Genomic DNA, 14,860 nt, shown 5'->3' with positions numbered 1-14,860 from the left:
TGTTCAGCCGGCGGCATGCTGGGCGGCGATGTAGCCGAAGACGAGGCCCTGGCCGATGGTGGCGCCGGCGCCGGGATAGGAGGCGCCGTAGACGTTGGCGGCGGTGTTGCCGATGGCGTACAGCCCGTCGATCGGTGAGCCGTCGGGGCGCAGGGCGCGGCCGTGCTCGTCGGCCCGGACGCCGCCGCAGGTGCCGAGGTCGCTGAGCACGACGCGGACGGCGTACAACCGGCCCCGCAACGGGCGAAGGTTGGGGTTGGGTGTCACCGTGGGGTCGCCGTAGTAGCGGTCGTAGGCGCTGGCGCCGCGGGAGAAGTCGTCGTCATGCCCGGTCGCGGCGAGGCTGTTGAACCGGCGCGTCGTCTCGGCGAACGCGGTCTCGGGCAGGCCGGCGGCGCGGGCCAGTTGTCCCGGGTCGCCGGCGCGGTGCGCGACGCCGTTGCCGTACCAGCCGCGCGGCAGCGGCATCCGCGGGAAAACGGTGCCGGCGAGCACGTAACTGTCCCGGTAGCGCTGGTCGAAGACGAGCCACATGGCGCCGACCGGGTCGCCGTCCTTCTCCCGGGCCAGGACACGCTGGCCGAAGCTCATGTAGTCGGTGGACTCGTTGAGGAAGCGGCGGCCGTGCCGGTCGACCATGAACGAACCCGGCAGGGACCGTTCCGCCAGCAGCACCTGCGGAGCCGCCCCCGGCAGCGGCGCCACCGCGGGGAACCACCAGGACTGTTCCATCAGGCCGGTGCCGGCGCCGGCCTGCTGGGCGATCCGGATCGCGTCGCCGGTGTTGCCGTCGGCGCCCAGGCTCCAGCCGGCCTCCAGGGCCGGTGACTGGTAGCGGCGGCGGGCCTCGATGTCGTGGTCGAAGCCGCCGGCGGCCAGAACGACACCGCGGCGCGCGGTGACTGTCACCTCCCGGCCGTTCTGCTCGAGGACGGCGCCGGTCACCCGCTCACCGTCGACGAGCAGACGAACCAGAGCGGTCTCGGTCCAGACGGGGATGCCGGCCCGCAGCACACCGGCGTACAACCCGGCGGCCAGCGCCTGGCCGCCGGCGGCGTAGCGGCGGCCGATCAGCAGGCCGCCGATGCCCTGCACCGCCCGGCGGGCGATCTTCGGTACGGCCTTGCCCGGCACCCGGGCCAGCAGGTTCATCCAGCGGTAGTCGGCGCCGGTGACGGGCATCGGCACCGGCGCGGCCAGCACGGCGGGGCGCAGCCGGGCGCGTTCGGCGCCGAGGACCGACAGGTCGAACGGACGGCATTCGCAGCTGCGCCCGGCGGCGCTGCCGCCGGGTTGCTCCGGGTGGTAGTCGGCGTAGTCGCGGGCCCAGCTGAACCGCATCGGCGTGGTCCGGCGCAGCATCCGCACCGTGGCCGGACCGTGTCCCAGGGCGCTGCGCCAGCGCGGTTCGGGTGCGGAGTCGCCGACCACCGCGGCGACGTAGGTGGCGGCCCGGTCCAGGGAGTCCTGGGCTCCGGCCGCGAGCAGGTCGTCATTGGCCGGGATCCAGAAGGCGCCGCCGGAGCGGGCCGTCGACCCGCCGACGTAGGCGGTCTTCTCGACGATCAGGACTTCGAGCCCGAGCTCGCGGGCGGCGAGCGCGGCCGCCATGCCGGTTCCGGACCCGATGACCACGAGGTCGACGGTGGCGCCGTGGGCGGGCGCCGGGGCGAGGGTGGTACGGGGCATGGTCGCACCTCGACAGTCGTGGGGGCCGGTCGCTTCAGGCTAGCGCGCGCTAGCCGATGACGGAAGACCGGACACTAGCGCGTGCAAGCTACAGTGTCCGGGACCGGAAGGAGATCTGTTCATGGCTGACACGGTGCGACGACGGATCACCGCGGCGGACATCGCGGCCGCCGCCGGCGTGTCCCGGGCCACGGTCGGGTTCGTGCTCAACAACACCCCCGGCCAGACCATCTCCGAGGGCACCCGCCAGCGGGTCCTCGCCGAAGCGGCCCGGCTCGGCTACCGCCCGCACCGCGCCGCCCAGACGCTGGCCCGGGGGCGCAGCCGCATCGTCCTGTTCGTCCTGCCGGACTGGCCGCTCGAGCACAACATGCGCCGCTACCTCGACGAGGCCGCGCACGTGCTCGACGAAGCGGGCTTCTCGATGGTGGCCTACACGCGGCATCTCGGCGACCGCAGCCGGCCGCTGTGGGAATCGCTGGATCCCGACGTCGTCGTCGGCTTCTCCGCATTCGACGCCGGCACGGTGAAGTCGCTGCGCGCCAGCGGCATCACCAAGATCTTCCCCCAGCCCGGCGGCCGGGCCCACCTGCCGGGCCTCTCCGCCGGGACCACGCTGCAGGTGCGGCATCTGCACGAGCTCGGGCATGTCCGCCTGGCGTTCGCCGAGTCGCCGGATCCTCGGCTGGCCGCGCTGAACGCGCACCGGCTGGGCACCGCCCGGCGGACCGTCCACGATCTGGGCCTCGGCGAGCTGTCCGTCCACAGTGTCGACTATCGCGACGGCACCGCCGACCAGGCGGTCGGCCGGTGGCACCGGGCCGGTGTGACAGCGGTGGTCGCCTACAACGACGACGTCGCGGCGGCGGTGACCGGCGCCGCGCTGCGTTCCGGGCTGTCCGTGCCCGGCGACCTGTCCGTGGTGGGGCACGACGACAGCCCGCTCGCGGCCCTCTTCGTGCCGGCGCTGACCAGCGTCCGGATGAACAGCTCCGGCCTCGGCCGCTTCGTCGCCCAGGAGGCCCTGCACCTGGCCGACGGCCGCCCCCGCCCGAGCAGCGGCGCGGACGTCGACGTGACACTGGTCCCCCGCGACTCGACCGCGCCGCTCGGCGCCTGACATCACCTGCCGGCCGGTGTCGGCTGGGAGCGGCTCCTACGCGCCCGACCGGGTGGCCTCGATGAGCTGTTCGAGGGCGGCCGGCGGCATGGCGTCGCCGAGGAAGCCGGCGAACTGGCGCATCGGCATCGACTCGACCATCCGCAGTTGGTCCTGTTGCTGCTCCGCCTGGGCCTGCTGCTCGGGGGTCATCCCGGCGGTCATGCCCTGCATGAGTGCGGGCCCGGCGATGGGGTGGGCGAACCATTCCTTGACCGTGGAGTCCATCGACAGCTCAAGAGTGATGACGTCACCGGCGATGTCGACGCTTTCCTCGGTCACGACGCGGGTCGCGTCCTCGCCGACCTGGATGCGGTACTCGCCCGGCGCGACGACCCACCGTCCGTACCGGATGTCCCAGTAGGCGAAGGCACGCCGGTCCAGAGTGAACTCCACCGTGCGCTCCTCCCCCGGTTCCAAGAGGACCTTGGCGAAGGCGCGCAGTTCCCGGGCCGGGCGGCGGACCGGCCCGGCGCCGGTGGCCACGTACACCTGGACGACGTGTTTCCCGGCCCGCTCGCCGGTGTTGGCGACGGTGACGGTCACGGTGGCCGTGTCGTCACCGGTGACCTCGACGGCCAGGCCTCGCGTGCTGAAGGTGGTGTAGGACAACCCGTGGCCGAACGGATAGCGCACCGGCGCCTGCGCCGTCGTGTAGTGCCGGTAGCCGACCATGACGCCTTCGCCGTAGCGGACGTGGCCCTGCTCGCCCGGGAAGTTGTGGAAGGCCGGGGTGTCCTCCAGACGTACGGGAATGGTCTCGGCCACATGCCCGGACGGGTTGGCGGCACCGAACAGCAGGTCGGCGACGGCCCCGCCGCCGGCCTGCCCGAGCAGGAAGCCCTCGAGAATGGCGTCGACCTGGTCGTGCCAGCCTTCCAGACTGACCACGCCGCCGTTGGCGAGGACCACGACCGTACGCCTGGCCGCGGCCGCGACCGCGCGGACCACGTTCACCTGCTCGGCGGGCAGGTCGAGGTGGTCACGGTCGAAGCCCTCGGACTCCGCGCTGTCGGGAAGGCCGGCGAAGACGACCGCGACGTCGGCGGCGGCGGCCGCCGCGACGGCGTCCGGCACGGTGAAGCCGGGCACGTGCCGTACGTCGCCGGCGATGGCACGGATCGCGTCGAGAGGGGTGTCGAGACGGGCCGGGTTGATCCGGGAGCTGCCGCTGCCCTGGTATCGGGGTTCGGCGGCGAACGTGCCGATGACCGCCACGCTCGTGGTGGGCTCCAGCGGCAGCACCCGGTGGTCGTTCTTGAGCAGTACCGCGCATTCGGCGGCGAGCTCCCGGGCCAGGGCGTGGTGGGCGTCGGCGTCGAACCCCGCCGTCTCGGACGGGTGCTGCTCGATCAAAGACAGGATTCGGCGTACGGCGTCGTCGACCACCGATTCGTCGAGGGCGCCGGAGCGTACGGCGTCGACGATCTGCGCGTCGGTGGTCCCGCCGGTGCCGGGCATCTCCAGGTCCAGGCCGGCGGTCAGCGCGGCGATCCGGTCGCTGACCGCGCCCCAGTCGGAGACGACCGTCCCGGTGAAGCCCCACTCGTCACGCAGCAGGTCGGTGAGCAGCCATCGGTTCTCCGACGCGTACACACCGTTGATCTTGTTGTAGGACGCCATGACGGTGGCCGGCGCGGCCTCGGTGACGACCTTCTCGAAGGCCGGCAGGTAGATCTCGCGCAGGGTGCGCTCGTCGACGTCGGCGCTCACCCGCATCCGGTCGGTCTCCTGGTTGTTGGCCGCGAAGTGCTTCACCGACGCGCCGACACCCTCGGCCTGCTGGGCGCGCACGTGTGCGGCGCCCAGGACCCCGGACAGGTACGGGTCCTCCGAGTAGTACTCGAAGTTGCGCCCGCACAACGGCGATCGTTTGATGTTGACGCCCGGGCCGAGCAGCACGGCGACGCCGAGGGCCCGCGCCTCCCGGCCGATCGCCTGGCCGATCCGGGCCGCCACCTGAGGGTCCCAGGAGGACCCGACGGCCACGGCGGGCGGGAAACAGGTGGCCGGCTCGCTGTCGTTGAGGCCCAGGTGGTCGGCGGTCCCGGCCTGCCTGCGCACCCCGTGCGGGCCGTCGGTGAGCGCCGCCGACGGCACCCCGGCGGCGTCGATCGGCTTGGTCGACCAGAAATCCCGGCCCGACAGCAGCGACGCCTTCTGTTCCAGGGTGAGCCGGCTGAGGTCGGTCATCGAAGGGTTCCTTCCGGGGTGAGCGCGGCGCGCAGGTCGTCCTCCAGTCCGGCGGGGACGCCGGGGATGAACTGCAGAACGGTGGTCAGGGACATGGCGGCCGCCTCGGGCGCGGAGCCGTCGATCGGGATGCCGGGGAAATAGGAGGCGAACACGGCGCTCACCGCCGGCCAGACGTGCGGGTCGTCGGCGATGGTCTTCAGCGGCGTCTCCATGGTGTACGCGGGCCGGGCGCCGAAGCTCTCGGGCAGCGGGTAACGCCAGTTGTGGGTGCCGGGGCCGACCTGCTCGGTCGCGCCGACCGGGTGCAGTGGCAGCACGACGGTGGCCCGCGCGTCCGGGGGCACGGTCACGTCGACGGCCATCTCGCCGCCCTCGACGCGCCAGGCCACCTCGGCCCGCCCGCGCACGGTGTCATGGGTGGAGCGGGCCGCGGTGAGGCCGCCACCGACCTGCGGGGCGACGCGGATCTCCCGCCACCCGGGAGCGACGCGTTGCAGGCCGCCGACGACCCGGTGCAGCCAGTCGGCCACCGCGCCCAGCGCGTAGTGGTTGAGTGACGTCATCCCGGTCGAGTTGAGGGTGCCGTCGGGCAGCACGGCGTCCCACCGCTCCCAGATCGTGGTGGCACCCATCGTCACCGGATACAGGAACGACGGGCATTGCTTCTGCAGCAACAACAGGTACGCCTCGTCGAGATGCCCGGTGCTGGACAGGGCATCGGTCAGCAGCGGCGTGCCGGCGAACCCGGTGGCGATGCGGTAGCCGGCCTGGGCGACCAGTTCGGCCAGCCGGTCACCGGCCTTGACCAACTGGGCGTCGTCGAGAAGGCCGAACGTGATGGCCAGGGCGTACGCGGTGGCGGATTCCCCGGCGATCCGGCCGGCTTCGGTGACGTACTCCCGGCGGAAGGCGCCACGGACCCGGTCGGCGAGGGTGGCGAAGTGCCGCGCGTCCTCGTGCTTGCCGAGGACCGCCGCGGCCTGTGCCATCTCGCGCGTCGTCTTGCCCAGGTAGGCGCAGGCCACCAGATGCCGGTCGGTCTTGCCGCCGGCGGGGTTGTCGGCCGGGGCGTCCGGGTCCAGCCAGTCGCCGTACTGGAAACCGCTGCTCCACAGGCCGTGCTCGTCGAGCAGGCCTTCCACCTGGCGGATGAAGGCGGCCATCGAGTCGTAGCTGTCGGCCAGGATCTGTTCGTCGCCGTACTCCTGGTAGAGCAGCCACGGGACGCTGACCGCGGCGTCGCTCCACAGCGCCGTCGGCGGGGACGGATTCGAGAGGACGTCGGGCACCACCCACGGAACCGTCCCGGTCTCCCGCTGTTCGGCGGCCAGGTCGGCGAGCCACGATCGCAGTACGCCGCGCACGTCGTACAGGTAGGCCGCGGTCGGGGCGAAGGCGTTCAGGTCACCGGTCCAGCCCAGCCGCTCGTCGCGTTGCGGGCAGTCGGTGGGCACCCCGACGAAGTTGTCCCGCATCGACCACAGGGTGTTCGCGTGGAGCCGGTTCAGCAGGTCGTCGGACGACTCGAACCAGCCGGTCCGCCTCATGTCGCTGTGCACGACCACGGCTCGGAGGTCTTCGGCCGTCAGCTCGCCGGGCCAGCCGTCGACCTGCACGTACCGGAATCCGTGAAAGGTGAAGCGCGGCTCCCAGGTCTCCGTGCCGTCGCCGCGCAGGGTGTAGCGGTCGGTGGCCTTGGCCGTACGGTTCGACTCGGTCTCCAGTTCCCCGGCCGGGGTGAGCAGTTCGGCGTGGCGCAACGTCACGGTGTCGCCGGCGGCGCCGGTGACGGTGATCCGTACCCAGCCCGAGATGTTCTGCCCGAAGTCGACGATCGTCTTCCCGGAAGGGCTGGTGCTGATCCCGGCCGGGGGCAGTTCTTCGATGCGGCGGATCGGCGGGGCGACGGGCACACGCAACGCGGACAGGTTCCAGTCGAACGGCTGTGCCGGCGCCCAGGACGTGTCGTCGAAGCCGGCTTCGCTCCAGCCGGCGGGTTCGAGCCGGGCGTCGTACGTCTCGCCGTCGTAAAGGCCGGCCGCGCGGACCGCGCCGGTGCCGACCGTGAAGCCCGCGCCGGTGCCGATCGTCTCGGTCCGGTCGGCGTACTCGAGGTCGAGCTGCAGGAAGAGAGCGGGCCGGTCCGCGTAGTGGCCGCGTTTGTTCTCCCAGCCCAGCCGGCCGGCGGCCCAGCCTTCGGCGACGACGGCACCGATCGCGTTGATCCCGGCGTGGATCGAGGCGGTGACGTCGTAGGCGCGGACGTCGAGGTGGTGCCGGTAGGAGGTCCAGCCGGGCGCCAGCACGTCGTCGCCGACGGGGCGGCCGTTGAGGTGGGCCTCGACGATGCCGAGCGCGGTGACGTGCAGGGTCGCCTTCCGTAGGCCGCCGGCCGCGGTGAACTCGCGCCGGAAGTACGGCGCGGGGTCGTCGGCCGCCGACGGCGCCGCGGCGCTGACGAACGCGGCCTGCCAGGAGTGGGACACGATCGGGCTTTCCTTCCGGTACGCGGTCACTTGACCGACTTGATGCGCAGGACGACGAGGCCACCGGCCGCCGTGCAGGCGGCGGCGACCAGGTAGAGCAGGGTGTAGTTCTTCTCGCCGCCTCCTGCGCCGACGGCCAGGAACACCGGGGCCACGAACGGCCCCAGGGCCTGCGGGATGGAGGTGGCGAACCCGGTGATGCTCATGTACCGGCCGGCATCGGTCTCCCGTTCGGGCAGCACGTCCAGCAGCAGGGCCTGGTCCACGGCGGCGAACCCGCCGATGCCCAGGGAGCAGATCAGCGATCCGGCGAACAGCAGCGGCGTGCTCGGGGCGAGCGCCATCAGCAGGGCTCCGGTGCCGAAGACGGTGCCGGAGGTCAGCACGAACACCCGGCGCCGGCGCAGCTTGTCGGACAGGAACCCGCCGCCGATCGCACCGGCCGCGGTGGCCAGGATGCCGAAGCCACCCAGGACGGCGATCAGCCCGGCCACCTCCTCGACGGTGACCTCGAGGCGGCTGGCGAAGAAGAACGCGGTGAACGTGGTGTTGAGGGTGAGTCCGAAATAGAACAGGAAACGGCCCAGCCAGTTCCATGAATAGTCCGGGTGGCGCCGCGGGTCGTAGAGGAATTTGGCGCCGAGGGCCCGGGCGGTCAACGGCGCGTGCTCGCGGCCGCGGCTGTCCGGCTCGGCCACGACGACCACGAACAGGGCGACGAGGACGACGCCGACGGCTCCGGGCACGAGGAACAACAGCCGGCTGTCGCCCGCCAGGCCGCCGGCCAGCACGACGCCGAGCACCGGGCCGATCTGCTGGGCGAAACCGCTGAGGCCGGCGACCCGGCCGCGTTGCTCCTCGGGCAGCCGGTCGGCCGTGGAGTTCTGCAGATTTCCGAGCACCGTTCCCCAGCCCATCTGGGCGAGGATCCAGCCGAGACCGAGAATCCACACGGACGGCGCGACAGCCATCACGATCAGGGAGACCACGCCGAGGAGGGTGCCCCCGATCATCCACGGCCGGCGGCGCCCCAGCCGAGTCCGGGTGCGATCGCTGAGGATTCCGGGAATCGGGCCGAGCAGGACCACGACCAGCGCGCCGGCGCCGGTGATGTAGCCGAGGTATTCCTCGTGGCCGGGGGCGAGCTGACCGACCCGAATGGCGAGGGAGATGGCAACCGGGGTGATGAAGGCGACGAAGACACCGAACTGCGCGGCGACGATCAGCCAGATGTAGGTGCCGTCGACCTTGGCCGGGACCGGCGGCGGGGACGCCTCCTGTTCCTCAGAAGCGAGCGTCATGAAGCCTCCGGGCAGACGAGAAGGTGGGCCAGTTCACTAGCGCGTACTAGTTGCGAGGATGTTACGCACCTCAACTAGCGCGCGCAAGCGCATGACGACCAGGAGATCTAGTGCCGGAACAGGCGGCGATAGGTGCTCGCGTTCATCCCGAGGTGTGCCCGGAACCGGCGGGCGAAGTAGTTCGGATCCGGCCAGCCGACCAGTTCACCGATCCGCGCGATGGGCCGATCGTCCCGCTGGAGCAGGGTGGCCGCCACTTCGGCCCGGCGCTGTGACAAGTAGGCGATCGGCGGCAGGCCGACCGACGTGGTGAACAACCGGACCAGGGAGCCGGGGACGAGGTGCAACTCGGCGGCGAGCTCGGCCAGGGTCCAGGGATGGGCGAGCCGCTCGTCGAACATCCGCATGGCCCGCAGGATCACCGGATGTATCAACTTGGGCCCGGCCGCCCCGGGCTCGGCCGCCTCGGTGACCGTCCGCGCGAGCAGGCCCAGGAACAGCGTCATCCGGCCGACCAGATCGGAGCGATGCCGGACGAGCGACAGCCCCTTCAACCGGTCCACCGCGCTCAGATGCTCGACCGCCTCAGCCAGGTCGCCGGCCTCCAGCCGCGCGGTCAGGATCCCCCGGCGGCCGACCGAGCTGGGCCCGGCCCACAGCAGATGGCCGAGGACGGGATCGCTGAGCATCCAGAGCAGTTCCCGGTGCAGCAGCCCCGCGCTCAGGCAGCAGTTGAACAGCGCCAGGTCCTCGCAGTCCTCGTACCCGTGCCACACACCGGGGCGAAGAACGAGCACGTCGCCGGCGCTCAGCCGCTGCCGCCCGGTCACACAGTGATGCACTCCCGAGCCGGCCACCACGACCGCGATCTCCAGGAAACCGTGACTGTGAACGGGATACCCGCTCTCATGCACATGCCGGCCGGCGTAGGCCGGACTGCCGTCGGCCAGGTACACCAGCCCACTCGGATCCTGCACGGGCGAGCTCGACATGGTCGGTCAGGCTAAACGAGACGCACCGAACTGTGAATATCGTGCTACCTCCGGTGAGTTCGGATCTACCCCCTCCGTTAACACGACCGCCATCATGAGAATCGTTCCTGAAACGATTCACGCGGATCCCTCGAAGGGGCAGCCACTCATGAGTGAAAGACCACTGAGCCGCCGGAACCTGCTCGCCCTGGCCGCCACGGCCGGCGTGACCGCCGCCCTCGGCAGCGCCGGCATCGCTTCCGCGGCACCCCGGGCGACAGCACGGACCCCGTTCCGGGCCTCGCTGTCGGTAAGCCCATTCACCGAGGCGGTTCTCGCCCAGACCGTGCTTCGCGACGCGAGCCGGCAAGCCCGCACGGCGGACGAACTGCAGCGCCTGTTCGTCGCCCACGGCGCCAACGAGGTTTTCGTACGAGTCGCGACCCGCCCCGTCGCCACCGACGGCGATGCCGAACACGGCATCACCCGCGCCCTGCGCCGAGCGGCCCTGGCCCGCCGGATCGGCCTTCCCCTCAACGTGGAACTGGGGCTGTGGAACGTCTACGGCGACATCTCGCACCAACCGGAGCCGAAACCGGCTACCCCTCGGCCTTGATGACCCCACCGTACGAGTGGAACAACGCCGCACCCGGCTACCCGCAGACCCCCGAGGGCGAGTACGCCTTCCTGCGCACCCTGACCGCCTGGGGCGCCTCCACCGGCCACCTGTCCGGCCTGCGCCCCTGGGCCCCCGACTACTGCACCAGCGGCTGGCACCCCATGAGCTTCTTCACCCGGTCCGGATCGACAGCAACCGCCGAGCCCGCCCTCGACGCCCTGGCCGACGGCCTGCGCGCCGCCCCGCCGTTCACTTCACCGTCACCGTCTGCCTGATCACACCCTCGCCGTCGCCGGGCCGCACCGTCCCCCCGTACAGAAGCCGGATGATCTCCTTGTCGAGGGCCGAATACCGCGTCGGGTTCGGCCCGGACTTGTCGTAGAAGACGCTGTCCGGATACTTCACGGAGTCCTTACCCAGACCCATGGCCTGGGTCATCTCCTCGCGGATCAGGTGGCAGCGAAACTTCTCGCTGACACCGGTCGACCGCACCAGAACCGTGGCACTGGTCATCTCGTACTTGTACGACCACTCCCGCTGGAAGTACCCGTTGCTGCCCGGCGTGGCGCTCGGCACGATCGCCCGGAATTGCGACGCGGGAACAAAGTGGAGCTCGATGTCGGCCACCCCCGGCGCCACCTTCAGGTCGGTAGTGGCGGTAAGCCCATTGAAGTCGGCAATCACCTTGTTCAGGCAGTCCCGGCTCTTCGCGGAACCACCGTGCACCCGGACCGTGACTACAGGCTTGTCCCACATCGTGACGACTTTGATTTTGCTCCCGTACTCACTCCCCAGCGCGATCGCAAAGAAGTAGTCGAGCCCAGCTTTGCTGATGCTCGACCGAACGGGCGCCACCCGAACCGCCTCCGACGGCGCCACCGAAACAGCCGAGGGCGTAGCGGGAACAGCCGACGGCACCTCCGCCACCGCCGGCGGTCCCGGCTCCGTCGACCCACAGGCGCCCAGCCCCAAGCCGGCAACAAGCGCGACAGGCAGCAGCCGAGACAGCCCCCAACCAACACCAGAGCCCGTCATCGCACGCCCTCCCCCAGCCCCCGCACCAGCGCCGGCCAAGATCGTACGATGACGCATCGACCGGCATCGCGGCAACCGGCTGCCTCGCTGACCTCTGCGCGAAAGCACGCCCGGGCCGAGTCCCCGCATCCCGCGCAACCGGCCTGGAATTGCCGCGCGACCCACCATTCAGCGTGCCCGAGTGACCGGCTCACCCACCCGCACCCCGGCGCGGCAGCGAACCCCGCGCCCCACCAGGGCGCAAGGTGACCGCCCAGCCCTCGTACCTCCCAGCAGCGAGTGACCCCCGACTGCCCGGACTGAAAGCCACGCAAGGCCGGGGGGAGAGGGTGCCACAACAGAGAATCAAGCCTGACGGCTCTGTTGTGGCGCCCTCTCCCCCCGGCCGTCCCAGCGCAAGAAAACGGCGCGGCCGGTGCCAGGCCGCGCCGTCCTCAAGACCGCCTAAGCCGCGACAGAAGCCGAGGCGGTAGTCTCCGGGGCAGCAGTAGTCTCCGGGGCGGCAACAGCCGCCCCACCCGACATGTGCCGCAGGTACGCCGGCAGCGTCAGGAACTCCGGGCACGTCCGCTCGGTCAGCAGGACGGTCAGCAGCGTCCGAGCCTGCCCGAACCGCCGAGCCGAGTCCTCGTCCAGAGCCCCCGTCTCGCTCAGCACGTCCAGTTCCTCGCGCAGCATCCGCGTCACCAGCGCCGCACTGACCGGCACCCCGTAGTCCGTGGGCGTACTGGCGTTGATCCACTGCCAGAGCTGAGCCCGGCAGATCTCGGCCGTGGCCGCGTCCTCCATCAGCCCGCCCAGCGCCACCGCGCCCCGGCCGCCGAGCCACGCCGCGATGTACCGCAGCGCCACGCTGACGTTGTTACGCAGCGCGACCTCGCTGACCTGAACCCCGACCGCCTTGACGTCCAGTAGTTCGGTCGCCGTCACCTGGACGTCGTCGCGCTTGCGGACGATCTGGTGCGGCTCGTCCCCCAGCCACTGGTCGAACACGTCGCGGCACGTCTCGACCAGACCCGGGTGCGCCACCCACGAGCCGTCGAAGCCGTCGCCCACTTCGCGCCTCTTGTCCTGCCGGACCTGGTTCAGCGCCCTCTTCGCCGCCACCGGATCGCGGCTCGGGACCACCGCCGCCATGCCGCCGATCGCGTGCGCGTTCCGCCGGTGACACGTCTTGACCAGCAGCTCCGTGTACGCGCGCATGAACGGCGCCGTCATCGTCACCTGGGAGCGTTCGGGCAGGACCACGTCCGGCCGGTTCTTGATCATGCTGAACAGGTAGTCCCAGCGGCCCGCGTTCAGGCCGGCCGAGTGTTCGCGCAGCTCGTACAGGATCTCGTCCATCTCGAAGGCCGCCGTGATCGTCTCGATCAGCACCGTGGCCCGGATGGTTCCCCGCGGGATGCCGCACGTCTCCTGCGCCCAGACGAACACGTCGTTCCAGAGGCGCGCCTCCAGGTGTGACTCCAGTTTGGGCAGGTAGAAGTACGGCCCCGAGCCCCGGTCGATCTGCCGCTGCGCGCAGTGGAAGAAGTAGAGCCCGAAGTCGAACAGGGTCGCCGACACCGCCCGCCCGCCGATGCGCACGTGGCATTCCGGCAGGTGCCAGCCGCGGGGGCGCACCATGATGGTCGGGATCCACCCGTTGACTTTGTATTCTTTGCCGTCGGGGGTGGTGAAGTCGAGGTCGCCGTCCAGCGCGTCGCGCAGGTTGAGCTGCCCGAGGACCACGTTCTCCCAGGTCGGCGCGGTGGCGTCCTCGAAGTCGGCCATCCACACCTTGGCGCCCGAGTTCAGCGCGTTGATCGTCATCTTGCGCTCGGGCGGCCCGGTGATCTCGACTCGCCGGTCCAGCAGGTCGTGCGCGGGCGCGGCCACCGTCCAGGACGGGTCGTCGCGGATGTGCTGGGTCGAGGGCAGAAAGTCCAATTCGGTGGTACGGGTGGTCCGCCGCCGCCGGCGACGTTCGAGCAGCTGGACCCGGCGGGCGCCGAACTCCCGGTCGAGCGCCACGACGAACGCGATGGCCTCCGGGGTCAGGATCTCCGCGTAGCGGCCCTCGGTCGTACCCGTGATCGTGATTTCCTCGTTGGCCATCAGAACTGCTCCGTTTCGGTCGAGCCCTTGAGCGCGGTCGTGGACGACTCCGGGTTGAGCGCGGTCGAGACGGCGTCGAAGTAGCCCGTACCGACCTCGGCCTGGTGTTTGGTCGCGGTGTAACCGTCGGCCTCGGCCGCGAACTCGGCCTCCTGCAATTTGACGTACGCCGTCATGCCGGTCTCGGCGTAGCCGCGGGCCAGCTCGAACATCGAGTGGTTGAGCGCGTGGAAGCCGGCCAGCGTGACGAACTGGAACTTGTAGCCCATCGCGCCGAGCTCCTTCTGGAACCGCGCGATGTCGGCGTCGTCGAGGTTGCGCTTCCAGTTGAACGACGGCGAGCAGTTGTACGCCAGCATCTTGCCCGGGTGCTCCTTGTGGACCGCCTCGGCGAACGACCGCGCGAACTCGAGGTCGGGCTTGCCGGTCTCCACCCACAGCAGGTCGGCGTAGTCCGCGTAGGCGACGCCACGCGCGATGGCGGCGGCGGGTCCACTGCGCACCCGGAAGAAGCCCTCGGCCGTACGCTCGCCGGTCAGGAACGGCTGGTCGCGCTCGTCGACGTCGGTCGTCAGCAGGTCGGCCGCGAGCGCGTCGGTCCGGGCGATGACCAGCGACGGCACGCCGAGGACGTCGGCCGCGAGCCGGGCCGCGTTGAGGGTGCGGATGTGCTGGCCGGTGGGGATGAGCACCTTGCCGCCGAGGTGGCCGCACTTCTTCTCGCTGGCCAGTTGGTCTTCCCAGTGCACTCCGGCCGCCCCGGCCACGATCATGGCCTTCATCAGCTCGAACGCGTTCAGCGGGCCGCCGAAGCCGGCTTCCGCGTCGGCCACGATGGGTGCCAGCCAGTCGCGGTCGTGCCGGCCGGCCGCGGTGTCGATCTGGTCGGCCCGCATGAGCGCGTTGTTGATGCGGCGGACCACCGCGGGCACCGAGTTCGCCGGGTAGAGGGACTGGTCGGGGTACGTGTTGCCGCTCAGGTTGGCGTCGGCCGCGACCTGCCACCCGGAGAGGTAGATGGCCTTGAGGCCGGCCCGCACCTGCTGGACGGCCTGGCCGCCGGTGAGCGCGCCCAGCGCGTTGATGTAGTCCTCGCTGTGCAGCAGCTCCCACAGGCGCTGCGCGCCGCGTTCGGCCAGCGTGTGCCGCTCCTGGACGGTGCCGCGCAGCTTGACCACGTCCTGCGCGGTGTAGCTGCGCTTGATGCCCAGCCACCGGGGATCGCCGGCCCATGCCCGAGTGAGGTCCGATGCGGTACCGCCACGAACTTCGGTCAGCTGATCAGTCATGGTGAAAAGTCCCTTCCG

Annotated in this window: 11 protein-coding genes; 3 read left to right on the top strand and 8 right to left on the bottom strand. The window is 71.0% G+C overall.

Features of this window, described 5'->3' with window-relative positions; all coding sequences use genetic code 11:
• Positions 1 to 3: 3 nt before the first annotated feature.
• Positions 4 to 1,689 (bottom strand): 3-ketosteroid-delta-1-dehydrogenase, encoded by a 1,686-nt coding sequence (locus tag ACGFJ7_RS43545; protein WP_392648083.1) that lies wholly within the window; start codon positions 1,687 to 1,689, stop codon positions 4 to 6.
• 121 nt (positions 1,690 to 1,810) lie between these two features.
• Between ACGFJ7_RS43545 and ACGFJ7_RS43540 the strand changes: the two genes are divergently transcribed.
• Positions 1,811 to 2,809: a LacI family DNA-binding transcriptional regulator gene (locus tag ACGFJ7_RS43540; protein ID WP_392648080.1), complete on the top strand. Its 999-nt coding sequence runs from the start codon at positions 1,811 to 1,813 to the stop codon at positions 2,807 to 2,809.
• 36 nt (positions 2,810 to 2,845) lie between these two features.
• On the opposite strand, the gene ACGFJ7_RS43535 is transcribed toward ACGFJ7_RS43540, so the two are convergent.
• From ACGFJ7_RS43535 to ACGFJ7_RS43520, 4 genes are all read right to left on the bottom strand, one after another.
• Positions 2,846 to 5,041 (bottom strand): glycoside hydrolase family 3 C-terminal domain-containing protein, encoded by a 2,196-nt coding sequence (locus ACGFJ7_RS43535; protein ID WP_392648078.1) that lies wholly within the window; start codon positions 5,039 to 5,041, stop codon positions 2,846 to 2,848.
• The gene (locus ACGFJ7_RS43530; RefSeq protein ID WP_392648076.1) at positions 5,038 to 7,560 is read right to left on the bottom strand and encodes a glycoside hydrolase family 78 protein; all 2,523 of its coding nucleotides are present in this window, start codon (positions 7,558 to 7,560) and stop codon (positions 5,038 to 5,040) included. Before ACGFJ7_RS43530 ends, ACGFJ7_RS43535 begins: the two co-directional genes overlap by 4 nt.
• Complete coding sequence (locus ACGFJ7_RS43525) at positions 7,557 to 8,831, bottom strand: MFS transporter (protein ID WP_392648073.1); 1,275 nt, start codon at positions 8,829 to 8,831, stop codon at positions 7,557 to 7,559. The genes ACGFJ7_RS43530 and ACGFJ7_RS43525 overlap by 4 nt, the downstream gene beginning before the upstream one ends.
• A 107-nt stretch (positions 8,832 to 8,938) precedes the next feature.
• Positions 8,939 to 9,823 carry an AraC family transcriptional regulator gene (locus ACGFJ7_RS43520; RefSeq protein ID WP_392648070.1) on the bottom strand — a complete coding sequence of 295 codons (885 nt, stop codon included), beginning with the start codon at positions 9,821 to 9,823 and terminating at the stop codon, positions 8,939 to 8,941.
• Between the two features lie 148 nt (positions 9,824 to 9,971).
• Here ACGFJ7_RS43520 and ACGFJ7_RS43515 point away from each other — a divergent pair, with 148 nt between their 5' ends.
• Together ACGFJ7_RS43515 and ACGFJ7_RS43510 are read left to right on the top strand one after the other, a co-directional pair.
• Positions 9,972 to 10,418, top strand: a complete 447-nt coding sequence (locus tag ACGFJ7_RS43515; protein WP_392648069.1) for a hypothetical protein — start codon at positions 9,972 to 9,974, stop codon at positions 10,416 to 10,418.
• Positions 10,415 to 10,696, top strand: coding sequence for a hypothetical protein (locus ACGFJ7_RS43510; protein WP_392648067.1), 282 nt, complete (start codon positions 10,415 to 10,417; stop codon positions 10,694 to 10,696). The genes ACGFJ7_RS43515 and ACGFJ7_RS43510 overlap by 4 nt, the downstream gene beginning before the upstream one ends.
• Here the strand turns inward: ACGFJ7_RS43510 and ACGFJ7_RS43505 are convergent.
• The 3 genes from ACGFJ7_RS43505 to aceA all read right to left on the bottom strand — a co-directional run bounded on the left by ACGFJ7_RS43505 (position 10,671) and on the right by aceA (position 14,842).
• Positions 10,671 to 11,456, bottom strand: coding sequence for a DUF2927 domain-containing protein (locus ACGFJ7_RS43505; RefSeq protein WP_360254100.1), 786 nt, complete (start codon positions 11,454 to 11,456; stop codon positions 10,671 to 10,673). The two genes, ACGFJ7_RS43510 and ACGFJ7_RS43505, sit on opposite strands and share 26 nt — an antisense overlap.
• 444 nt (positions 11,457 to 11,900) lie before the next feature.
• Positions 11,901 to 13,553 carry a malate synthase A gene (aceB, locus tag ACGFJ7_RS43500; protein WP_392648064.1) on the bottom strand — a complete coding sequence of 551 codons (1,653 nt, stop codon included), beginning with the start codon at positions 13,551 to 13,553 and terminating at the stop codon, positions 11,901 to 11,903.
• Positions 13,553 to 14,842, bottom strand: a complete 1,290-nt coding sequence (gene aceA / locus ACGFJ7_RS43495; protein WP_360254096.1) for an isocitrate lyase — start codon at positions 14,840 to 14,842, stop codon at positions 13,553 to 13,555. Before aceA ends, aceB begins: the two co-directional genes overlap by 1 nt.
• Positions 14,843 to 14,860 lie beyond the last annotated feature (18 nt).

The sequence above is a fragment of the Actinoplanes sp. NPDC048988 genome, assembly GCF_043197815.1.
Taxonomy (GTDB): Bacteria; Actinomycetota; Actinomycetes; order Mycobacteriales; family Micromonosporaceae; genus Actinoplanes.
Note: the sequence above shows the minus strand (reverse complement) of the source record. Positions and strands in the feature narration are given on the sequence as shown.

Coding starts and splice junctions, on each gene's coding strand:
- aceB (WP_392648064.1), bottom strand. CDS start 13,553: ATGGCCAACGAGGAAATCACGATCACGGGTACGACCGAGGGCCGCTAC.
- ACGFJ7_RS43520 (WP_392648070.1), bottom strand. CDS start 9,823: ATGTCGAGCTCGCCCGTGCAGGATCCGAGTGGGCTGGTGTACCTGGCC.
- ACGFJ7_RS43525 (WP_392648073.1), bottom strand. CDS start 8,831: ATGACGCTCGCTTCTGAGGAACAGGAGGCGTCCCCGCCGCCGGTCCCG.
- aceA (WP_360254096.1), bottom strand. CDS start 14,842: ATGACTGATCAGCTGACCGAAGTTCGTGGCGGTACCGCATCGGACCTC.
- ACGFJ7_RS43545 (WP_392648083.1), bottom strand. CDS start 1,689: ATGCCCCGTACCACCCTCGCCCCGGCGCCCGCCCACGGCGCCACCGTC.
- ACGFJ7_RS43515 (WP_392648069.1), top strand. CDS start 9,972: ATGAGTGAAAGACCACTGAGCCGCCGGAACCTGCTCGCCCTGGCCGCC.
- ACGFJ7_RS43540 (WP_392648080.1), top strand. CDS start 1,811: ATGGCTGACACGGTGCGACGACGGATCACCGCGGCGGACATCGCGGCC.
- ACGFJ7_RS43535 (WP_392648078.1), bottom strand. CDS start 5,041: ATGACCGACCTCAGCCGGCTCACCCTGGAACAGAAGGCGTCGCTGCTG.
- ACGFJ7_RS43505 (WP_360254100.1), bottom strand. CDS start 11,456: ATGACGGGCTCTGGTGTTGGTTGGGGGCTGTCTCGGCTGCTGCCTGTC.